This window comes from Anaerosphaera multitolerans, from assembly GCF_004006535.1.
Classification (GTDB): Bacteria; Bacillota; Clostridia; order Tissierellales; family Peptoniphilaceae; genus Anaerosphaera; species Anaerosphaera multitolerans.
Window position 1 is genome coordinate 15,727 of the sequence record NZ_RLIH01000014.1, and the last position, 23,479, is coordinate 39,205.

The 23,479-nt window shown below is 28.9% G+C and carries 22 protein-coding genes; all 22 read right to left on the reverse strand.

Features of this window, described 5'->3' with window-relative positions; genetic code table 11:
- Positions 1-197: 197 nt before the first annotated feature.
- The 22 genes from arcC to rbfA all read right to left on the reverse strand — a co-directional run bounded on the left by arcC (position 198) and on the right by rbfA (position 23,471).
- Positions 198-1,136, reverse strand: a complete 939-nt coding sequence (arcC, locus tag EF514_RS08705; RefSeq protein WP_127725059.1) for a carbamate kinase — start codon at positions 1,134-1,136, stop codon at positions 198-200.
- A 15-nt stretch (positions 1,137-1,151) separates the two neighbouring features.
- Positions 1,152-2,144, reverse strand: coding sequence for an ornithine carbamoyltransferase (argF, locus tag EF514_RS08710; RefSeq protein ID WP_127725060.1), 993 nt, complete (start codon positions 2,142-2,144; stop codon positions 1,152-1,154).
- Between the two features lie 15 nt (positions 2,145-2,159).
- Complete coding sequence (arcA, locus tag EF514_RS08715) at positions 2,160-3,392, reverse strand: arginine deiminase (RefSeq protein ID WP_127725061.1); 1,233 nt, start codon at positions 3,390-3,392, stop codon at positions 2,160-2,162.
- A gap of 140 nt (positions 3,393-3,532) precedes the next feature.
- Positions 3,533-4,789, reverse strand: coding sequence for a helix-turn-helix domain-containing protein (locus tag EF514_RS08720; RefSeq protein WP_127725062.1), 1,257 nt, complete (start codon positions 4,787-4,789; stop codon positions 3,533-3,535).
- An 88-nt stretch (positions 4,790-4,877) separates the two neighbouring features.
- Positions 4,878-5,840, reverse strand: coding sequence for a tyrosine recombinase XerC (locus tag EF514_RS08725; protein WP_127725096.1), 963 nt, complete (start codon positions 5,838-5,840; stop codon positions 4,878-4,880).
- Between the two features lie 47 nt (positions 5,841-5,887).
- Entirely contained in the window at positions 5,888-7,423 is a 1,536-nt protein-coding gene (rny, locus tag EF514_RS08730) for a ribonuclease Y (protein WP_127725063.1), read from the reverse strand.
- Positions 7,424-7,544: 121 nt separating this feature from the next.
- Positions 7,545-8,201 carry an OLD family protein gene (locus EF514_RS08735; protein ID WP_127725064.1) on the reverse strand — a complete coding sequence of 219 codons (657 nt, stop codon included), beginning with the start codon at positions 8,199-8,201 and terminating at the stop codon, positions 7,545-7,547.
- A 1-nt stretch (position 8,202) separates the two neighbouring features.
- Positions 8,203-8,436 (reverse strand): hypothetical protein, encoded by a 234-nt coding sequence (locus tag EF514_RS08740; protein ID WP_127725065.1) that lies wholly within the window; start codon positions 8,434-8,436, stop codon positions 8,203-8,205.
- Positions 8,437-8,438: 2 nt separating this feature from the next.
- Entirely contained in the window at positions 8,439-9,884 is a 1,446-nt protein-coding gene (locus EF514_RS08745; RefSeq protein ID WP_127725066.1) for an AAA family ATPase, read from the reverse strand.
- Positions 9,881-10,858 (reverse strand): metallophosphoesterase family protein, encoded by a 978-nt coding sequence (locus EF514_RS08750; RefSeq protein ID WP_127725067.1) that lies wholly within the window; start codon positions 10,856-10,858, stop codon positions 9,881-9,883. The genes EF514_RS08745 and EF514_RS08750 overlap by 4 nt, the downstream gene beginning before the upstream one ends.
- Before the next feature lie 18 nt (positions 10,859-10,876).
- Entirely contained in the window at positions 10,877-11,908 is a 1,032-nt protein-coding gene (recA, locus tag EF514_RS08755) for a recombinase RecA (protein WP_127725068.1), read from the reverse strand.
- Position 11,909: 1 nt separating this feature from the next.
- Positions 11,910-13,139: a competence/damage-inducible protein A gene (locus EF514_RS08760; protein ID WP_127725069.1), complete on the reverse strand. Its 1,230-nt coding sequence runs from the start codon at positions 13,137-13,139 to the stop codon at positions 11,910-11,912.
- 9 nt (positions 13,140-13,148) lie between these two features.
- Entirely contained in the window at positions 13,149-13,682 is a 534-nt protein-coding gene (gene pgsA, locus EF514_RS08765) for a CDP-diacylglycerol--glycerol-3-phosphate 3-phosphatidyltransferase (protein ID WP_127725070.1), read from the reverse strand.
- Entirely contained in the window at positions 13,679-14,995 is a 1,317-nt protein-coding gene (gene rimO, locus EF514_RS08770) for a 30S ribosomal protein S12 methylthiotransferase RimO (protein ID WP_127725071.1), read from the reverse strand. Before rimO ends, pgsA begins: the two co-directional genes overlap by 4 nt.
- A complete protein-coding gene (locus EF514_RS08775; protein WP_205666430.1) occupies positions 14,988-17,237 on the reverse strand; it encodes an FtsK/SpoIIIE family DNA translocase in 2,250 nt (749 codons plus the stop codon). The genes rimO and EF514_RS08775 overlap by 8 nt, the downstream gene beginning before the upstream one ends.
- 43 nt (positions 17,238-17,280) lie before the next feature.
- Positions 17,281-17,712: a dUTP diphosphatase gene (gene dut / locus EF514_RS08780; protein WP_127725072.1), complete on the reverse strand. Its 432-nt coding sequence runs from the start codon at positions 17,710-17,712 to the stop codon at positions 17,281-17,283.
- Between the two features lie 89 nt (positions 17,713-17,801).
- On the reverse strand, positions 17,802-19,937 hold the full coding sequence (locus EF514_RS08785) for a polyribonucleotide nucleotidyltransferase (RefSeq protein ID WP_127725073.1): 2,136 nt from the start codon (positions 19,935-19,937) through the stop codon (positions 17,802-17,804).
- A gap of 48 nt (positions 19,938-19,985) precedes the next feature.
- The gene (rpsO, locus tag EF514_RS08790) at positions 19,986-20,252 is read right to left on the reverse strand and encodes a 30S ribosomal protein S15 (protein WP_127725074.1); all 267 of its coding nucleotides are present in this window, start codon (positions 20,250-20,252) and stop codon (positions 19,986-19,988) included.
- A gap of 116 nt (positions 20,253-20,368) precedes the next feature.
- On the reverse strand, positions 20,369-21,283 hold the full coding sequence (locus tag EF514_RS08795) for a bifunctional riboflavin kinase/FAD synthetase (protein ID WP_127725075.1): 915 nt from the start codon (positions 21,281-21,283) through the stop codon (positions 20,369-20,371).
- Between the two features lies 1 nt (position 21,284).
- Positions 21,285-22,175 (reverse strand): tRNA pseudouridine(55) synthase TruB, encoded by an 891-nt coding sequence (truB, locus tag EF514_RS08800; protein WP_127725076.1) that lies wholly within the window; start codon positions 22,173-22,175, stop codon positions 21,285-21,287.
- A complete protein-coding gene (locus EF514_RS08805) occupies positions 22,172-23,131 on the reverse strand; it encodes a DHH family phosphoesterase (protein ID WP_127725077.1) in 960 nt (319 codons plus the stop codon). The genes truB and EF514_RS08805 overlap by 4 nt, the downstream gene beginning before the upstream one ends.
- Entirely contained in the window at positions 23,118-23,471 is a 354-nt protein-coding gene (gene rbfA, locus EF514_RS08810) for a 30S ribosome-binding factor RbfA (RefSeq protein ID WP_127725078.1), read from the reverse strand. Before rbfA ends, EF514_RS08805 begins: the two co-directional genes overlap by 14 nt.
- Between the last annotated feature and the right edge of the window lie 8 nt (positions 23,472-23,479).

The window sequence follows — 23,479 nt, forward strand, 5'->3', positions numbered from 1 at the left end:
ATCTTTTTTATCCTCCTTCCTTTTTCAATAAAATTAATCATATTGTAAAATCGATTTTACAATATGATTAATTTTAACATACTTTATTGCTATATAAAAGTATTTAAGATATACAAAAAGCTAAAAGAAGTAATATAATACTCATTTTAGCTTTTTGTATTTTTGTATATGATATGAAATATATTGTATTAATGATATTATTTTTTAATAATTGTACCTGTTTTGCCTTCTATAGCTTCAGCTGCTTTCTCAAGAGAAGTAATAATTGCAATAGAATCTTTTTTACTATTTACTATAAAATTTTTACAAGCTTCAACTTTTGGAAGCATGGATCCCTTTGCAAAATGTCCTTCTTTAATATATTTATCGGCATCTTCAACAGTTAAAATAGAAAGATCTATTTGATTTGGCTTGTTATAATTAATTGAAACCTTCTCAACTGCTGTTAAAATAATTAGCATATCTGCTTCAAGTTCCAAGGCCAACTTTGCACTAGATAAATCTTTATCTATTACTGCAGGAACTCCCTTTAAACCTAAATCAGTTTTAATAACTGGTACTCCTCCACCACCAACAGTTATAACTATATTTCCGCCATCGATGATATTTTTAATGATTTTAGATTCTACAATTTCAACAGGTTTTGGTGAAGCAACTACTCTTCTATAACCTCTCCCAGAATCTTCAATAAAAGTATAACCTTTTTCTTTTGATATTTTCTCAGATTCCTCTTTTGAATAAAAAGCCCCGATAGGTTTAGTAGGATTAGAAAATCCTTCATCATCCTTATTTACAACTACCTCTGTAATAACTGTTGAACATATTTTATCTATGTTTTGCATTTTTAATTCATTATTAATAGCCTGTTGTAAATGATATCCAATATATCCTTGACTCATGGCCCCACATTCCGGAAAAGGCATATAGGGAGTATTCACATTACCCTGAGAAGCATATTCCATTGCCAAGTTGATCATACCTACTTGTGGCCCATTTCCATGACCAATCATTATTTCATGACCCTCTTTTATTAAATCAACTATTGATTTCGCAGTATTTTTTACTAACTGCAATTGTTTTTCAGGGCTGTCTCCAAGAGCATTTCCTCCAAGAGCTATAACAATTCTTTTCGCCATATTTTACCTCACTAATTACTTTAAAGTTGCATACATAACAGCTTTAATAGTATGCATCCTATTTTCCGCTTCATCGAATACTTTTGATTGTTTAGATTCAAAAACTTCATCTGAAACTTCCATTTCATTTATATTAAATTTTTTTGCTATCTCTTTACCAATTTCAGTTTTTGTATCATGAAAAGATGGTAGACAATGTAAAAAAATCGCATCTTCATTTCCCATAGCCATGACTTCCTTAGTAACTCTGTAAGGTTCCAATAATTTTATTCTTTTTTCCCATACTTCCTCAGGCTCTCCCATAGAAACCCAAATATCTGTATAAATAGCATGGGCACCGGAACAGCCTTTTTTAATGTCATCGGTTAAAGTTATTGTGGAGCCATTTTCAACTGCAATTTTTTTACAAGTTTCAACTAAATTTTCATCAGGCATTAATTCCCTAGGTCCACAAGCTGTAAAATTTATTCCCAATTTTGCTGAAACTACCATTAAAGAATTAGCAACATTATTACGGGCATCTCCCATAAAAGTTAAATTTAAACCTTTTATTTTACCGAAATGTTCTTCAATGGTAAGTACATCCGCAAGCATTTGAGTAGGATGAAATTCATCTGTTAAACCGTTCCACACAGGTACTCCCGCCTTATCTGCCATTTCCTCTACTAATTTTTGTGAAAAACCTCTATATTCAATTCCATCATAAAATCTTCCTAAAACTCTAACAGTATCCTCCACAGATTCTTTTTTACCCATTTGAGATGTTCCTGGTTCTAAATAAGTAACATTCATTCCTAGGTCATAAGCTCCTACTTCAAAAGAGCATCTAGTTCTGGTAGATGTTTTTTCAAATAGAAGTACTATGTTTTTTCCTTCTAAATACTTATGGGGTGTTCTAGATAGTTTTAAACTTTTAAATTGTTTTGATAAATTTAATAAATATTCAATTTCTTCTGTTGTAAAATCTAATAATTTTAAAAAACTTCTTCCTTGTAAATTAACCGGCATTTTATCATCATCCTTTCAAAAATTATTTTCCCTTACTAAAGGCATACTCATACATCTTGGTCCTCCTCTACCTCTTGATAACTCAGCACTAGGCATTACTAATAAATTTAATCCTTTTTCGCTAAGTAAGTCATTAGTTACATCATTCCTTTCGTATACAATAATTGTTCCCGGTTTTATGCAAAGAGTATTGGAGCCATCACTCCATTGCTCTCTGGCAGCAACAATTTCATCTCCTCCACCACAAGGGATTAACTCAACATCTATTTCAAGTGAGGATGAAAGAACATTTTCAAGTTCATTTTCTATTTCTATAACTTTAAGTTCATTTTTTTTGTTTGATTTAGTCAATTCAAATAGTTTAAGATTTTCTAAAATAATTGGATGTACAGTAAATTTATCAATATCTATTTGAGTTAGCACTGTATCCAAATGCATAAATGCTCTCTTTTTCGGAATATCAAAAGCTATAATCCTTTCAATTTTAGAGTTAGAATTGAAAAATATATTCTTAGCTAGCAATTCTATAGCATTTGGTTCTGTTCTTTGAGAAATTCCAACAGCCAATGTACTTTCATTAATATTTAATATATCCCCTCCTTCAATATGAAAAGGCAAATCTCTAGCATATAACATATCAACTTTATTCTTAAATTCCTTATGATATTTAAAAATATAATGACCATATATTGTTTCTCTGCTGCGAGTTTGAGAATACATTTTATTTAAAGCAATACCATTTCCTATAGATGCAAAAGGATCTCTGGTAAAAAATAAATTTGGCATAGGGTCTAAAATCATTTTAGAATTTTCTCTGTAGACCATATCAACTAAGGAGTTTGCATTTCCTATTTGTAGTTCATTTATATTTATTCCTTCCATAGTTTTTAAAACTAAATCTTTATTATCTTCTATTGAATTTAAAAACTCATATATAATTTTAATAAATCTAGGTGAATGGATACCGCCCTCTGTAATGAACTGTTTAAGAAAAGTTTCTCTTAAATCCTTATTTTGAGTTAGAGTTTCTGCCATTAAATCCTCTAAGTAGACAACCTCTATTCCCTCGTCTCTTAAGATTTCTGCAAAAGCATCATGTTCCTCTTGGGCTCTCTTTAAAAAAGGTATGTCATCAAACAAAAGTTTTTCCAAGGTATCTGGAGTCAAATTCAGCAATTCCCTACCTGGTCTATGAATTAAAACTTTTTCTAAGGGATTTATTTCGCTTGTTACATTAATTACTGCCATTATAAGACCTCCTGTCAAATAGCATATGGTATCTTATGTTAAATCTTAACTAAAATTATATTTTAAAACTGGAAAAAGATACCTTATATAATTGTATATTTAAAGATATTTAAAAATAACTATTTATTTCAAATAAATAGTTATTCATAATCATATTGTATGTTTACTTCTTTTCTAAATTTAGATGGATTCATATTTTTTAATTTTATAAAATGGTTATTAAAAGTTTTTACATTATTATAACCCACTGTAATAGCGATATCTAAAATAGTATTATCAGTGGTTTTTAATAATTTGCAGGCATGGTTAATTCTTAAAAAACTAATCAACTCATCAAAATTCTTTTCTACAGTGTATTGTAGTATTCTATTAAGTTCCTGAACAGACATATCAAATTTTTTAGCAACTACAACTTCGGAAATATCTTCCATAAAAAAAACAGTAATGTAATTTATAACTTCATAACCTAAATTACTTCTTTCAGGATTTAATATTTTAAAAACATCTTTATTAATTTTTCTATATTGATTTGGTGTGGATCCCATTCTTTTCGTAAAAAAATTTGAAAGATGAGAAGCATCATTAAAACCCACCAATTCCGCAATAATATTTAGAGAAAAATCTGAGTATAATAAAAAATCCATAGTCTTTATTAATCTCATTTCATTAAGTAAATCATGAAAATTAACTCCAATAATTTTTTTGCAATATTTTGACAAGGTGGATTCAGAAATATAGAATTTAGTTGAAACGGATTTTAAAGTTGGTTTTTCACTTAAATGAGAATATAAATATTTAAAAATAGTTACTCGTTTGTCCAAATCATTATTTGCGATTTTTGTTATTTTTAAATTCTTATTTTTTGTTTGACGAATATACCAAATTATCATTTCCATAATTTTATTACTAATAAAAGCATTAGATAAAATTTGTTCTTTTCTAATATCTAAAACAGACTCCATACTTATTTCAGATTTAAGATCATTTAAAATTCGAATAATTTTTTTTGTCTCTAATTCATTAGCATAAACAATTGGATTATTAGACAATTCACTAATAATATCTATACTTTCATCTAGCGTATTATAAGTTGATTTAATACTTTGATTAAAATAATTGAAATTATATACAATCTTAATGAATTGTAAACGTTCTATAACATCAGTTACTTCAGTAATTGTCCAAGGTACAATAGCAACGCAGGAGTAAGGTTTTATATCATAACAAATGTTATTAATTTTAATAGTTCCCTTTCCTTCGATGAAGAAAAGAAATCGTGATTCTTGATGCATTATAGGATTTGTGGGACTGGAAATTTCTTCTACGTTATAGGAGCAAATCTTTTTTTCATCAAAAGATGAACTGTATTTTGCCTGTAGTTCTGAATTTATATCCATAACAACCTCCTATAATAATTAATTATTGAAAATATTTCTATAATATTTTAACATATTTAAAGGATAAATAAAATATTTTATTTATCCTTTAAATTTCTTCAGATATATTAATTTTTGAAAGCGGATTGTTTTCAATGGTTGCCTTTAAATGTTTATTGTTTATATGGGTATAAATTTGTGTAGTTGTAACCGATTCATGTCCTAATACTTCTTGCAAAGCTCTAATATCTGCATTTCCATGTTGATACATAAGAGTAGCTGCTGTATGTCTTAATTTATGCACAGTGTATTTATCAGGATCTAAACCCGTTAGCTTTACATATTTTTCTACCATTTTTTGAATAGCTCTATTCCCCATCCTGTTGTTTCTCATAGATAAAAACAACGCTTTATCATCTACCTTAGGTCTGTGCTCGTAGTAAAGATTAAGAGCATCTAAGCACGCCTGATTTAAATATATTGTTCTCTCCTTATTACCCTTGCCTTTGACTACTAAAGTATTATCTTTTTTTATATCATCTATATTTAAATTTGAAAGTTCTGATAATCTCATTCCACAATTTAAAAATAAAGTAATAATAGCATAATCTCTATATTTAAATTTTGATTTTGAACTTTGCACTGTTTTTAAAAGATCTACGGCCTCTTCCAAAGTCAAATACACAGGAACGGTTTTTTCTATTTTGGGCATATCTATATTTTCTAAAGGATTGAAGTCTATAACATCAATTTTAGTAGAAAGATAATTAAAAAAAGTTCTAATAGCAGAAATTTTCCTGTACTTTGTTTTATTGGAATTGTTTTTTTGATTTTCTAAAAAAGAATTAAAAGCATATATATCTTGTTTATCTACACTTTTTAGAATTTCTATATCAATTTCATCTATATCAACTTCATTAAACTCAACATCTTTTACATAGTTCTTCCGAACTAAAATAAATCTTAAAAAAGTTCTAATATCATAGTAGTACTCTCTTATCGTTGTATCAGAAGATCCTTTAGTTGTTTTTAAATAAGCTAAAAAATCATCTAGTATATTACTTGCTATAATTTTTTTCACCCTCTATCTATAAAAAAATAACCTGCTTATGCAGGTTATTATTTAGCGTAATCTATAGCCCTAGTTTCTCTAATTACATTTACTTTAATCTGTCCAGGGAAATCTAATTCAGCTTCAATCTTTTTAACAATATTTCTAGCCGTTAAAGCAATTTCAGCTTCTGAAATTTTTTCAGGTTTAACAATAATTCTAATTTCTCTACCTGCCTGTACAGAATAAGATTTTTCAATTCCTTCAAAAGAGTTTGCTATTTCTTCTAGTTTTTCCAATCTCTTTATATAAGATTCAACGGTTTCTCTTCTAGCCCCCGGTCTAGCAGCACTAATTGTGTCAGCAGCTTGAACTAAAACCGCCTCAACAGATTTAGCTTCAACATCTCCATGATGTGATTCAATACAGTTTACTACTAGTTCAGATTCCTTATATTTTCTTGCAAGTTCAACTCCTAAGTCAACGTGAGGCTCTTCTACTTCATGGTCAATACTCTTACCAATATCATGTAGTAAGCCACCTCTCTTAGCTAATTTAACATCAGCTCCAATTTCACTTGCAAGTATTCCCGCAATATTAGAAACTTCAACAGAATGTTTAAGAACGTTTTGACCATAACTGGTTCTAAACTTAAGTCTTCCTAAATATTTTATAAGTTCAGGATGTAATCCATGAACTCCTGCATCATAAGCTGCTTGTTCACCAGATTCTTTAATAGCAACATCTACTTCATTTTGAGCTTTTTCAACCATTTCTTCAATTCTAGTAGGATGAATTCTGCCATCTGAAACTAATTTTTCCAAAGCAATTCTTGCCACTTCTCTTCTAACTGGATCAAAACACGATAAAACTACTGCTTCAGGAGTATCATCAATTATTAAGTCAACTCCGGTAAGGGATTCAATAGCTCTAATATTTCTGCCCTCTCTACCAATTATTCTGCCCTTCATTTCATCATTGGGAAGACTAACTACAGAAACAGTACTTTCAGCAACTTGATCTGCGGCGCATCTTTGAATTGCTTGAGAAATTATATTTTTTGCATATTTATTACTTTCATCTTTTATTCTTGCTTCATTTTCCTTAATTATAAGTGCGGATTCTTGAATAATTTCATTTTCCAATTCAGATAAAAGAATCTTTTTACCTTCGTCTGCAGTAAGACCGGCTACTTTTTGAAGCTCACTTTCTCTTTGTTCTACTAATAAATCAGCTTTTTCACTTTTAGCTTTCACTTCTTCAAGCTTAGTGTTTAGAGTATCTTCTTTTTTCTCTAATTGAACTGATTTCCTTTCAATACTTTCTTCTCTAGAAAGAACTCTTTTTTCCAATTGTTGAACTTCATCTCGCCTTGTCTTAATATCATTGTCATTTTCAATTCTCATCTTAAGAATTTCGTCTTTAGCTTCTAAAAGCAATTCTTTCTTTTTACTTTCAGCTGAGTGTTCTGCATCAGTTATTATTTTTTTTGCTAATTCCTCAGCATTTTTAAGCTTACCTTCACCTATATATTTTCGAATGGCATAACCACTGGCTACGCCAATTATTATACAGAAAAACACGACAATTATATTCGATAACATTTATACACCTCCCTATTTAATTTTCAAGTTCCAAATTTAATATGCTTAATTATAAATTCGTATGAAAATATTTTATATCTTTTAAAAAAATAAGTCAAGGTTATGAAGTGTATATTTGAAGTTATAAATCGGTCTCCATATGTTTCTCTACAAAACTAATACCATTTTTAATTCCAACATTATAGGATAAGTCTGATATTTGAGATAGGTGATTGTTATGTGTGACCATTATAATTTGTCTTCTAAATAACTCTGAAGATTGTTTTAGAAATTCTCCTAAATTAAAAATATAATCATCGCTTACGTGTTTGCCTGGTTCATCAAATAAAATAGGACCTTCTACTCTAGGTTTGTTTATTTGAATAAAGGCCAACCTAAGAGCAATGGATATTATATCTACAACTCCTCCACCTCTTGAAATTTCGGGTTTGGTTTTAACACTATAACCATCATAGTTAGAAATTACATAAAATTCAGCTTGGGGTATATTTCTACTCTCTGTTATCTCAATTACAAACTCTATATCTGTTTCAAAGATAAATTGTAGACATTTAGTCACTAGCTCTTCAATTTGTTTTTTAGCTTGAATTCTACCAAAGCTTGAAGTTTTCTGTAACAAGACTGTCACCTTAGAAAGTAATTCTTCATATTCAATTAATGAATCCAACTCGGAGATAATATCATTTAACTGATTTGATAAAATTTCTTTTTTCCCTTTATCAACGTCAATTTTTCTTTGTAAATTAGATATTTCTTTACTTAATAAATCAATATTCATATTAATCTCTTGGCATAAGCTTATTTGCCTCTTCAAATAAACTATCTATTTCTTTCTTTAATTTTTCAATTTGCAATTCTAAATTATCAGGCTCGATTCCCATTTCTTGAATTTCATTAATTAACATATCTCTTTGAAGATTTAATTGCTCAAGTCTTGCCTCAGCTTTATATTTTAAATTTTTAGCCTTTTCAAGTTCATCTTTTAATACATTTAAGTTTTTTTCATAATCCATAATTATTCTCCATAATGCTCCTTAATATGATCTATAGTACTTTCACTTATCTTGCTATGACACAAAGGACAATATCCCACATTTAAAAGAATGTCATTATATTTATTTATCATATTAGTTAAACTTTCTTCGTTTTCTCTAATAGTTATTTCAAATTCATCTATTTTTTTCATCACATTTTTATAGTTAATATACAAATTCAAATATTTTTTCAATAAAGTATTTTTATTTGAAATGTCTTTATATAGGGTATTTAGTTTATCTAAATCTTTAAATCTATTTATATAAATTTCCCCTTTATTTAGGCTTTTGTTGTTTTCAAAAATTTTATTTTGTAAATTAGTTAATTTGTTATAGTTTTCTAAATCAACGTCTAAACAATTTTTAATATCGTCTAATCTTTGAGTACTTTTATACTTTTCCTTTATTTCTAAATTAAGCTCAATATCATAATTAATTTTTTTAAAATTTTCATTTAGATTAAAGTAAAATTTGTAACTTTTAATATTCTCATTTAATTTTAAATTTATAATATCCATATCAGAAGTAAAAGCTAGTTTTTCTAACGTTCTTTTATTTGACTGTATATATTCTTTGTTATTCAGTAATTTATTATAAATAGTTTTATATCTTAAGTATTTAGTTAATTTATTTTCAATTTTTGTATAAATATCTTCAAATTTATCAATGTATATATATTTATCAAGCTCACTATTTGTATTCTTTATTTCAGAAGAGTTATGTGAGAATTTACTCTTAATAGAGTTTAATTTACTTAATTTATTTTGTCTATTTTGAATGTTTTCTTTAATATCGATTAAATTGTCCAGCTTCTCTTCATATCCATCAATGTAATCAAACTCTTTTATTTTGTTAATTAATTCCTCTTTCTGTATGTTTAAAGATTTTATATTTGACAATATAGCTTTATTATCACGTACTGTTTCTCTTAGAGCATCATCAACATAATTTACTCCTACTAATCTACCTATTGCACTGGCACGAATTGAGGACTTCTCATTTAAAAGGAAAGGACCTTCCAGCTGTTCTGCAATATTTATTATATTGGTTTCTTTATTATCCAAATTGATTTTTCGCATTCCAATTTCATCTTTTATTTCTTTTGGAACATCTACTCCGAAACCTTCAAAATTATATTCTTCACCATTATGTTTTTTTAGATAGTAGGAATTTTTAGAAGAAGATCTATACCGTCTTACAATTGCTCCTGTGTTAAAATAGATTGTAACAGATACTTCCTTTTCTCCTTCTCTAATAAAATAATCGCCTAAAGGTTCATTGTAAAGAGCCCATTTAATAGCTCTTAAAACGGCGGTCTTTCCACTGTCAGATTTTCCTAAAATTACGTTTAAACCACGATCAAATTCAAATATACTGTTTTCATGAGATTGAAAATTTATCAATTCAAGTTTTGTAATAAAAATCATGAAATTTCCGCTCCCTTAATTTGCATATTTTGAACCCTTTCAATAGCTTCCTTCTTTACTTTTTCCTCTATGGAATCATTAACTGCTATTTCACTTAATAATTCATAGATATCTAAGTTATTAAATGAAGATGTTGAATCTAAAATCTCTTTAAACTCATATATTTTATCCTGTTTAAATTTATGTCTTTCCATTTCACTTCTATCTAAGACCATATCACCAGGTAATGCACTTTTTAAATAAATATCTTTAACATTAATTGATTCAAGTAACTCTATAATTACAACTTTAGGTTTTCTTTTAAATTCAACTAAACCATTAGAAATTCTAACCATAGCTCCCGGATTAATGAAATACTTACCATCTATTTCCAAAGTTTTAAATCCATAATGGTAGTGACCTCCTAAAGTAATATCTGCCAGCGTGTCAGAAATCTCGCTTATTAATGTATGCGGAACATTTTTTAGAAATGGTTTATCTATTAAAAAGCCATGAGTCATGTGAATCATATAGTCAACATCATTATTTCTTTCTGTCACTTTATATTTATATCTGTTACTTTTATCATCAATTCCATAACTATATGGATTTGCAGTGATTTGGATAGATACATCTTTCTTTAAGATCGTTTTTTTATCATTTACTAAATTAAAAATCCCTAAACTTGTAAGCAGTCCCAACATAGTTCGATTTAAGGTTTTCGTATTATGACCAAATATATCATGATTACCACTTATTACGTAAATTGGGGCTTTAAATTTGCTGAAAATTTTTGAAAATTCTGATATTAAAGAAATCGGAGTATCCGGACGATCAAACATATCTCCGCCATGTAGAATATAATCTACATTTTCTTCCATACTAATATCAACAATTTCATTCATTTTCAATTTTAGAGTTTCATAAAAATCATCTATTCTATTTTTGGGATTTGTTGAGCGCAAATGCGTATCAGTAAAGTACAGTAATTTCAATATATCACAGCCTTAACTTTATTCTTCTGTTTCTTTTTGTTCCTCATTTATCTCTTCATCATCTATTTTGTATAGATTTCTAATTTTAAGTTCAATTTCTCTAGCAATGTCAGGATTTTCTATTAGATATGTCTTTGCATTCTCTCTACCCTGACCTAGTTTATGGTCTTCATAACTATACCAAGAGCCAGATTTATTTATTATATTAGTCTGTGCTCCAATATCTACAAGATTTCCCTCTTTTGAAATACCCTTTCCATACATAATGTCAAATTCTGCTTGTTTGAAAGGAGGAGCTACCTTATTTTTAACAACCTTGACTCTTACCCTGTTTCCAATAATTTCCTCGCCTTGTTTTAGATTTTCTATTTTTCTAATTTCTAGACGAACAGATGCATAAAATTTCAATGCCCTACCGCCAGTAGTAACTTCCGGATTGCCGAACATAACTCCAACTTTTTCTCTAAGTTGATTTATAAAAATTACAGATGTTTTAGACTTATTAATAGCTCCTGTCAATTTTCGCAATGCTTGTGACATAAGTCTTGCCTGTAATCCAATATGTGAATCTCCCATTTCTCCTTCAATTTCAGCACGAGGTACTAATGCTGCTACTGAATCCACAACGACTACATCAACAGCATTGCTTCTCACTAGAGATTCTGTAATCTCTAAAGCTTGTTCGCCAGTATCAGGCTGTGAAATTACTAAATTTTCAATATCCACACCTAAGTTTTTAGCATAACCAGGATCTAAAGCATGTTCAGCATCAATAAAGGCGCCAATTCCACCTTCTTTTTGAGCCTGAGCAAGTATGTGAAGAGCCAATGTGGTTTTCCCAGATGATTCAGGTCCATAGATTTCAATAATTCTTCCTTTCGGAATTCCACCAACTCCTAAAGCCAAGTCTAAAGCCAAAGCACCTGTGGGAATAGTTTCTATATCAAGTTTAGTATCTGCTCCCAATTTCATTATGGAACCTTTGCCATATTGTTTTTCTATCTGCGATATAGCTAAATCTAAAGCTTGTTTCTTATTTTCATTATCCATATTATTCTCCTTCTTTATCTATATTTAAAAGTAAATGTGTTATTACTGCATCTGCCGCACGTTCTTGAATTTCAGTTCTATTTCCGCTAAATAAATATTCCTTGACCTCAAAATAATTTTTATAGTAGTAACATACAAAAACAGTTCCTATTTCTTTTTCACTTGGATTTGGTCCGGCCTCTCCAGTAATAGATACTGCTATATCACATAGACCCATATTATAAAGCCCTTCCGCCATTTCAATAGAAGTTTCATAGCTTACTGCCCCAAAATTGTTTAAAGTATCCTCTGATACCTTTAAAACCTGTACCTTAGATTCATTTGAATAAGATATAATCGAATTTTTTAAAACTTTTGATGCATTTTTCACGCTTGTTAATTTTGAAGATAGCAATCCTCCGGTAATAGATTCGGCAAATCCAATAGTTAAATTCTTTTCAATTAGTTTTCTAACAAGAGCTTCTTTCGGTTTAACTTCACCTTCTGAATATAAAAAATTTCCAAAAGTTGAGTATAATTTACTTACAATGTTGTTTACCTCAACATTTAAAGAATGTTCATCTAATCCTTCTGCAATTATTTTAATTTCCGTATCATAAAAATGGGCGAAAGTATTTATAGAGATATGCTCTTTTTCAAGGTTTAGATTTCTTATTATTTCTTCAATTGTAGATTCACCAAGACCAGTGATATTTAAAGATTTTAAAACAATTCCGTTGTTTTCTTTTATATTACTTTTTAAATAATAATTAATCATTGGTTCAAATTCTTTAGGCGGCCCCGGAAACAAAAATATTTTTTTGTCATTATACTCAATAACTTCTCCTGGTGCAGTACCCCATTTATTATCTAGAACTTTCGAACCTTCAATTACATAAGCTTGTTTTTTATTGTTTGGAGACATTATCTTCTTTAATTTAGAAAATCTGTCTAACATTTTCTTATACTGATATTCATCTAAAACAAGTTTTTTATCAATTACTTCAGCCAATGCTTCTTTTGTAATATCATCTTCTGTAGGTCCTAATCCTCCACATAGAAATAAAATATCAACTTTACCCAATAAATATTTAATCTGGGTAGACAATTCTATAAAGTCATCCCTCAATGATAATTGATAACTTACATGTACACCAATCTCAGATAATTTTTCAGACAAATATTTTGAATTAGTGTCCAAGACACTTCCTATTAAAAGTTCAGTCCCTATTGTTATAATACCTGCATTCATAACTATCTCCTATAAGTTTTTTAAATCCAACACGTGAATATTTTTTGCAAAATAGTCAATTCCTGATAAAATAGTGAAAAATACTGAAATATAAAATATTATTATACCTAGAATATAAATAGAACTAATATCAGATAATAAAATTATCATTGATATAAGCTGAGTAATAGTTTTAAACTTTCCAAGATTACTAGCAGCTATAGTTATATTTTCTGAAGCAGCAATAATTCTAAACCCGGTTACAGCAAATTCTCTAGCTATAATAATAATTACTGCCCATCCCGGAATGCTTCCAATTTCAGTTAATAAAATTAAAGCAGCACAAACTAAAATTTTATCTGCTAAAGGATCTGCAAATTTTCCAAAATTAGTAACTAAATTATTTTTCCTAGCTAAATATCCATCTAGAAAATCCGTAAAAGAAGCTATGGAAAAAACTAAAGTAGCAGCTAATCTGGAGTTTGAAAAATCCAAATACATTAAAATCACAAAAAAGGGTACCATTAATATTCTAATTAAAGTCAATTTATTTGGTAAATTCATATTAACTCTCCTATAAGATCAAAGTCTAGAGATTCATTTATTTTTACAGTTACAAAATCTCCTATATCCAAAAATTTATCAGTATTAATATACACTATTCCATCTATTTCGGGTGCATCCATATATGTTCTAGCTATATATAAATTATTATCCTCTTTCTCTTCAATTAAAGCTTTAAAAGTCTTACCAATTTTCTCACTTAAAAGATCATTTGAAATATATTGTTGTACCGCCATTAATTTATCAAGTCTGCTTTTTTTAACTTCTTCAGAAATTTGATTTTCTAAAAAGTAAGCTTTAGTATCCTCTTCATGTGAATAAGTAAATGCACCTAACTTATCAAATTTATTAACTTCTATAAAATCTATTAATTCATTAAAGTCATCCTCTGTTTCACCAGGAAATCCAACTATAAAAGTAGTTCTAATAATTAAATTTGGAATTTCTAATCTTAATTTCCTTATAAGTCTATAAATATTGCTTTTATTTGTCTTTCTATTCATTTTAGTCAAAACATTGTCGCTAACATGCTGTAAAGGTATATCTACATACTTTAGTAATTTATCATTTGTTTTAAACTCTTCTATTAATTCATCTGTGAAATTGTCCGGATATAGATACATAACTCTTATCCACTCTAGTTTATTGATTTCAGATAACTTAGAAATTAAATCCCTTAATTTATATTCTCCATAATTATCTATTCCATAATCAGTAGTATTTTGAGCAATTAAAATTACTTCCCTTGTCCCATTGTCTACTAGATATTGAACCTCATTATATATATCTTCAATTTTTCGAGACCTGTTTTTCCCTCTTAATTTTGGAATTATACAATAGGAACAATTGTTGTTACAACCTTCTGAAATTTTTACATATTCAGTTCTTAAAATATTTTTCTTTCTATAGCCTTCTAAATAATCGCTATTTAAATTTTTGATTTTAATTGGTTTTTTATCAAGAAGTGTACTGTCTATAATTTCATTTAAATCAGATATATTTCCTGTGCCAATAATACCATCAACCTCTGGAATTTCTTCTAACAATTCATTAGAATATCTCTGTGCTAAACAACCTGCCAAAATAATTTTTTTACAATTTCCATGCTCTTTATATTTTAAAGTATTAAATATCGTATCTATGGACTCTTCTTTAGCTGCATCTATAAAACCACAAGTATTTATTATTATAATATTAGCTTCTAACACATTGTCAGCTACGTAATATTTTTTATTATCTAAAACACTTCCCATTAATGAAGTATCAACATCATTCTTAGAACAACCTAAGGTAATAAAAAAAACACTATTCATTATCTTCCTCCAAAAATTGACTTACTTCATCTTTTGTTAAAAGCAGTTTCCTAGGTTTGGATCCTTCATGAGGCCCTAAAATTCCAGCTTCTTCCATTTGGTCTACTATTCTTGCAGCTCTTGAATATCCAATTTTTAATTTCCTCTGTAAAAAAGAAATTGATGCTTGTTCATCATTTACTACAAATTCTAAAGCATCTTTAAAAAGAGGATCTCTATCCTCAGTAGGTTCTTTAGCTTTTAATTCAATTTTTTCTTCTATATTTTTACTGCTATGATTTTCAACTATATTATTTGCCTTTACAAAATTAACTACATTTTCAACTTCTTCATCACTTATAAATGCACCTTGTACTCTTAAAGGTTTTGAATAAAAATTAGGATAGAAAAGCATATCCCCTTTCCCGATTAATTTCTCGGCTCCTGAAAAATCTAAAATAGTTCTGGAGTCAATTGCAGATGAAACAGAAAATGCAATCCTTGAAGGTATATTGGCTTTTATTGTACCTGTAATTACATCTACTGATGGTCTTTGAGTTGCTAAAATCAGGTGAATTCCTGCAGCTCTAGCCATTTGTGCAAGCCTAGCAATATAATCTTCAACATCTTTTGCAGCAACCATCATCAAATCAGCCAGTTCGTCAACTATAATTACTATTTGAGGCATTTTTTTATCTAATTTGTTGCTTCTTTCCATCTTTCTGTTATAGGAACCTATATCTCTAACACTATTTTCAGCAAAAATTTTATATCTATTCTCCATTTCCCCTACAGCCCAGTTTAAAGCAAAGGCTGCCTTTTGAGGATTGGTAACCACCGGTATTAATAAATGTGGAATTCCATTATAGACATTTAACTCAACAACCTTAGGATCAATTAGCATTAATTTTACATCTTTCGGAGAAGATTTGTAAATTATATTTGTAATAATAGTATTAATACAAACAGATTTACCGGAACCTGTAGCTCCTGCTATTAAAAGATGTGGCATCTTATCTATAGTGGAAATTACTATTGAACCTGATACATCTTTTCCAAGAGCCAATGGTAAATTAGATTTTAAATTTTTAAATTCCTTACTTTCAATTAGTTCCCTTATTGAAACAGATTCCTTGTTTTTATTAGGAACTTCAATTCCTACAGCAGACTTTCCCGGTATAGGAGCTTCAATGCGAATATCAGGACTTGCTAAGCTCATAGAGAGATTATCATTTAATGATACTATTTTACTTAATTTAACCCCTGGAGCAGGCTCTAACTCGTAACAAGTTATAACCGGTCCCTTATTAATAGCTACTATTTTTGAATCAATACCAAAATTCTCCATAGTTTGTTCAATTATTTTCCCGTTCTCCAATATTTCACGGTTAGAAACTTTTGATTTTGAAATAGAGGAATCTAGTAACTCAACAGGTGGAAATACATATTCCTTATTCTCTGTATAGTCAATTTTACTTACTTCTTCAATAATTTCCTCTTCATTTTTCACTACTTCCGAATTGTTAAAAGTATCCACAATTTCTTCGGATAACTCATCTAAATTTAAATCAGATTCTTCAATAGAGCTTTCTATGTTATTTTCTCGTATAATTATATTCTTCTGATTTTCAACATTACTTTCTTTCTCATCTGATCTCTTTTCTGATTTTTTAGTCTTAAAATCTAAATGCATTGTTTTGAGTTTTTCAATGCTTTCCAGAGAGTATTGTTTAAAAGATGCAAAACTTTTTCCAGTTATAATAAATAAATTTATAATTATAACTATTGATAAAAGAATATAAGTTCCTATTGAGCCAAAGAGTTTGTAAAGAAAAAAACCTATTATGGCACCAATAACACCGCCAGATGAAGCTATGGCGGAATAGTCTATTGCTAAATTGATTCTGTCTATTAAAGTTAAATTAGATGCTTTAGTACTATCTAAAATAACCAATATACTTAATATTATAATTGAACTTGATATGAAATATTTCTTATTATCATCCGTAGACTTTCGATTTAATAAAATTCCCCAAAATATAATTGCCAAAGGAAATATAAAATTAGCTCTTCCGCCTAGAAATGAATAAAAACGATATAAGACAGTTCCCATTATTCCCATCTTATTACTAAAAATACTTATTAATGAAATAACTCCAAAAATAATTGAAAATATACTTACTAATTCTTTATTAGGTAGGTTTGTTTTATTTTTTTTCTTTGTTTTGTTGTTAATATTTCTTTTTTTATTTTTCGTACTCAAATAAACACCTCTTAATAATTATAACATAAAGAAAGTATATATATTATACACCAGTGTGACCAAATCCACCATCTTGTCTTGTTGTAACAGTTAGTTCTTCAACTACTTCAATGTCAGCTCTTTCATACTTTATAATTACCATTTGAGCTATTCTATCTCCATGATTTATCTCTATATCTTCTTTACCTAAATTAACCACTATGACTTTAATTTCTCCTCTATAATCTGAATCAATGGTACCAATTCCATTTGCAAGTGTTAATCCTTTTTTTAATGATAAACCTGAGCGCGCTCTAATTTGTGCTTCATATCCCACAGGTAATTCAATAAATATTCCTGTTGGAATTAATTTCCTTTCTAAACTTTTTAAAACAATTTTATTTTCAAGATTAGCCTGCAAGTCCATACCCGAAGAACCTTCGGTCTGATAATTAGGAATATCATTTTTACTTTTATTTACTATTTTAATCTTCATAATTACTCCTTAAAAAAATCGGGATAAACTATTATATTTAATAATATGAAAACATTCATAAAATAGTGTCCCGATTATAATTAATTTCCTTAGTTTTGATTATCTTTCTTTTCGTTGTTGTCTTTATCTTTGGTGTTGTTATTTTCTTCTTTTGGTAATAGAGCTTTTCTAGATAGTGAGTATTTGCCATTTTCGTCAATGTCAATTACTTTCACCTTCACAGAGTCGCCCATATTTAACACATCTTCGACTTTGTTTGTTCTTTCATGCTGAACTTGAGAAATGTGAAGTAATCCTTCAACTCCCTTTTTCAATTCTACAAAAGCGCCAAACTTCATAATCTTTTTAACTTTACCTTCGTAGACATCTCCTACTTCAACGTCTTTAACTATTGATTCTATCATATCAATAGCCTCTTTTGACTTTTCTGTATCTTCAGAAATAACAGATACTTTACCGTCTTCTTCAATATCTATCTTTACGCCTGTTTGCTCTATAATTTTATTTATAACTTTACCACCAGCTCCTATTACCTCTCCTATTTTTTCCGGATCAATAATTATTATATCAATCTTTGGTGCATAAGGTGATAGCTCTTCTCTAGGTTCACTGATAGTAGTATTTAAATGCTCTAAAATTTCTAATCTAGCATTTTTAGCTTTTTCCAAAGCTACTTCTAAAACTTCCTTACTAATTCCTTCAACTTTAATATCCATTTGAATTGCAGTTATACCATCTTTGGTTCCCGCAACTTTAAAGTCCATATCCCCAAAATGATCTTCTAATCCCTGAATATCTGTCAAAATTTTAGTAATTCCGTCTTTTTCAATTAGACCCATAGCAATACCAGCAACTGGCGCTTTAATTGGAACTCCCGCATCCATTAAAGATAATGTGGAACCACATACAGATGCTTGTGAAGAAGATCCATTTGAGCTTAATACTTCTGAAACAACTCTTATGGCATAAGGAAATTCTTCTTCTGATGGAAGAACAGGAATTAATGCTTTTTCAGCCAAGGAACCATGCCCTACTTCTCTTCTACCAGGTCCTCTCATAGGTCTAGTGTCCCCTACAGAAAAAGGTGGGAAATTATAGTGATGAATATATCTTTTTGGTTTGTCATCGCCTAAACCATCAATAATTTGCACGTCAGAAAGGCCAGCTAAAGTAGTTACAGATATTACTTGAGTTTGTCCTCTAGTAAAAAGTCCTGATCCATGTGTTCTTGGAAGAAGTCCTACTTCTGATGAAAGTTGTCTTATTTCATCTAACTTCCTTCCATCTGGTCTTATATCTTCTTCCAATATCTCTCTTCTAACTTCTGTTATCTCTATTTCTTCCATAACAGCTTCTATATCTTTTGAAAACTCTTCCATTTCAGCTTCAAAGTGTTCTCTTATTTGTTCTTTTGCTAAATCAACTTTTTCAATTCTAGCTATTTTATCAGCTTCATTTATAGCAGAAATAATTAAATTAGAGCCAAAATCTCTTACCTTGGAAGCTATTTCTTCATCAGGCTTAAATACCACATACTCTGTCTTTTCCTTGCCGATTTCTTTAGTAATATCATCAATAAATTTACAAATTTTCTTAATTTCTTCATGCCCTTTTAAAATTGCACTTAACATTTGTTCTTCAGTTACTATATTAGAACTTGCTTCTACCATCATAATTGCACTTTCAGTTCCCGATAACACTAAATATATATCAGATTTTTCTCTCTCTTCTTCATTGGGATTAATAATATATTCCCCATTTACATAACCTACTAAAACAGAACCTGTAGGTCCATCAAAGGGTATATCTGAAATAGATAATGCAATTGAAGATCCTATCATAGCTGCAATTTCCGGCAAACATTCCTGATCCACTGACAATACTGTCGCAACAACTTGTACGTCATTTCTATAGCCTTCAGGGAATAAAGGTCTAATAGGTCTATCTATTAATCTAGCAGACAGAATAGATTTTTCGCTTGGCCTTCCCTCTCTTTTTATAAAACCTCCCGGCATTTTCCCAACCGCATACATTTTTTCTTCAAAATCTACACTTAAAGGGAAAAAGTCTATTCCTTCTCTTGGATTTTTAGATGCTGTAGCAGTTACCAAAACAACTGTATCACCATACTGAACTATACATTCTCCATTAGCTTGCTCAGCTACTTTTCCGATTGTAACTTTTAAAGTTTTTCCTGCTAAATCTAAAGTGAAAACTTTTTCCATACTTCCTCCTTTTATAAAATAAAGAGCGGTTCTCCTCCGCTCTTTTTGTTAACCTCTTATTCCTAACTTTTCTATAAGTGAACGATATCTTTCAATATCTTTATTTTTTAAATATCTAAGTAAGTTTCTTCTCTTACCAACCATTTTTAAAAGACCTCTTCTAGAGTGATGATCTTTTTTGTGCTCCTTTAAATGTTCATTTAAGTCATTTATTCTCTTTGTTAAAATTGCAATTTGAACTTCAGGAGAACCTGTATCCTTTTCATTAACTTTGTAGTCATTAATAATTTGACCTTTTTCATCTTTGTTTAACATTTTTAACCTCCAAAATTTTCTAATAAGCCTTCACACGAGTAAGCGCCGAGGAACGACAGACACATGTGAGGTATTACCTAGTACATATTAACATAATTAAATTTAAAAGTAAACAATTATAATTTCGATTTAATATAGTCTACATCTGCCTTTATCTGAGAAAATAAGTCATCTATATTATCAAAACTCATTTCCTCTCTAATAAACTCCAATAAAGATAATTTTATAGGTTTTCCATATATCTCCTTATGAAAATCTAATAGGTGAGCTTCTATTCTTAAACCGCTGTTTTCAATAGTTGGATTCTTTCCAATATTTGTAGCGGCTCTATAAATCTTGCCATCCACTTCAACAGTTGAATCATAGACTCCAAATTTAGGTATTTCATAATTAATATCTGGTTTGATATTAGCAGTTGGATAACCCATTTTTTTACCAAGTTTTTTCCCGTTTATTACAGTTCCGCGTATAGTAAAATTATATCCCAACAATTTATTTGCAAGTATTATATCACCTTTTTTTATTAGGGATCTAATAAGTGTCGATGAAACAACCATACCATCTTCAATAACTGGATCAATGACAAATAAATCAAATTGGTTTTTTAAAGAAAGTTTTTTCAAAAGCTCAATATTACCTCTAGCTTTATATCCGAATTTATAATCAAATCCTATTACAACACCTTTAACCTTGAGATTTTTTAGCAGGAAATCCTCTATGAAAATAATAGGATCCATAGTCATAATTTCATTATTAAACTCTTTTTCATAAATAATGTCTATCCCAATTTCTTCTAAGAATCTATATTTTTGTTCATTTGAAGACAATAGTTTTTGTTCTTGTTTAAAAACTATATTCTTAGTATGATTTTTAAAAATTAAAATACTACTTTTAAAATTATTAGCTCTAGCTTCTTTAACTAGTTTTTCCAAAAGAACTCTATGTGCAATATGAACTCCGTCAAAATTACCTAGAGCTATATATACTTCTTCTTTAGCTTTAAAATTATTGTCCACAGTAAATATTTCCATCTCATTCACCTATTAGTCTTTTTTTTATTTTTATGCCCATAGTATTCTCGTCTTCCTTATATTCGCCTATACCTATAAACTTATTTTTACAGTAAAGTTTTAACATTTCAGGATTTTCAAAATTTAACTTTGTAGTTTTATAAAAAACGCCATTTATAACTTTATCATAAAATTCATCTGGATAAATAAAACTTTCAAAGTTATAAAGGGCTTTATCTATAGGTATTAAAAATTTCTCCAATTCTTTAACAGACAAATTTTTTAAGTCGTTTTCATCAATAGAGTCTTCTAAATTAAATATTCCGGTTCTAGTTCTCTTTAATTCTACCATTGTTGCACAAGTATTTAATAAATGACCTATGTCTCTTATTAAACTTCTAATGTATGTTCCTGAAGAACATTTAACTAAAATTTTAAAAGTTTCTTTTGACATTTGCTCAATAAGAGAAATTTTTTCAATTTCAATTAATCTGGGTTTAATTTCTACTTCTATACCCTCTCTAGCAAACTCATATAATTTTTTACCATTTACTTTTAAAGCAGAATACATTGGAGGCTTTTGATATATTTGTCCTTGAAAATTTTTCAGAGCTAAGACTACTTCCTCCAAAGATGGCACTACATCATTATACTTTATAGTTTTACCTGTAACATCTAAGGTATCAGTTTCAAATCCAAATTGAAATGTAGCTAAATACTCTTTATTATCCGAACTAATATACTGTGCTATCTTAGTTCCCTTTCCAATACAGATTGGTAAAACTCCCGTAGCTATTGGATCCAATGTTCCAGTATGTCCAACTTTTTTTATATTAAATTTTTTTCTAAATAAATACACTACATCGTGAGAAGTAATTCCTTTCGGTTTATTAAAAACGAAAACTCCATTCATTTATTTAATTCTCCAATAGCTGCCTTAATTACTTTTTCTTTTGCAGTTTCAAGAGGTAGATATATAGTAGCTCCAGCAGCTCTAATATGTCCCCCACCATCAAAGGTTGAGGCTATATTAATAGCATTTACAAAGGATTTAGTTCTCAAGCTTAATCTTATGTTGTCTTTTTTTTCTTTTAACAAGATTGCTATCTCTATACCTGAAATATCTCTTATAAATTCAACAATTCCATCTGCATCAGAAATCTTTGCACCTAATTTTAACATTATTTCATCACTTATAGTAACAACACCTATTTTATTTTCTTCAAAAAGTTCAAGCGTATTTAAGGCTTTAACTAAAAGTTTTGTTTTTTCTAAGCTTCTATTTTGAAAAAGATTTATATTAATTTCACTTTTATTAATACCATAAGTCAATAATTTAGCTATTACTTCGAAAGTATAAGAAGTTACACTGTCATACTTAAAGCTACCAGTATCACTAGCAATTGCTGTATATAAACAAGTTGCCACTTCAGTATCAATTGGATATTTCAAATTTTCAAAAATAGTATATAAAAGCTCACCGGTTGCAGAAGCTTTAGAATTAACAATATTTAAATCAGCAAAATTAGTATTTGAAAAATGATGGTCAATATTAATAGTTGTCTCGGAATCTAAAAATAAATCTTTAACTCTGCCTAATCTGTCTAAATCAGCACAATCAAGTGCAATAAATAAATCTGACTTTAAATCCAAATTTTCACTTTTTTCTGCATATTCCAAATTAGGAAGAAATTTATTTGAATCAGGCACCTCATCATTTATTATGAGGTGCACCTCTTTATTTAAATTTTTTAAAATTTTAAACATTGCTAATAATGAGCCGATATTATCTCCGTCAGGATTAACATGAGAAGCTAAATATATATTATTTGCATTATTTATTAAATTATTTAATCTATTTATCTCCATTGTTAACCTCATCTATAAGTTTTGCCATTTTAATTCCAAGTTCTATAGATTCATCTCCTATAAAGATTAAATCCGGCATAGCTCTTAATTTAACAGATTTAGAAAGTTCTTTCTTTATAAATCCCTTTGCATTATTTAATCCTTCTAAAACTTCATCCATTTCAACATCTGTTGAAAATATTGAAATATGAACTTTGGCAAAAGAAAGATCATTCGTTACCTCAACGTGAGAAACACTAATAATCTCAGGAATTCTTGGGTCTTTAACTTTATTTTGAATTATATCCGAAAGTGACTTTTTGACTTCCTGTGATATTTGATAGACTCTTTTTTTATTCATATAATCAC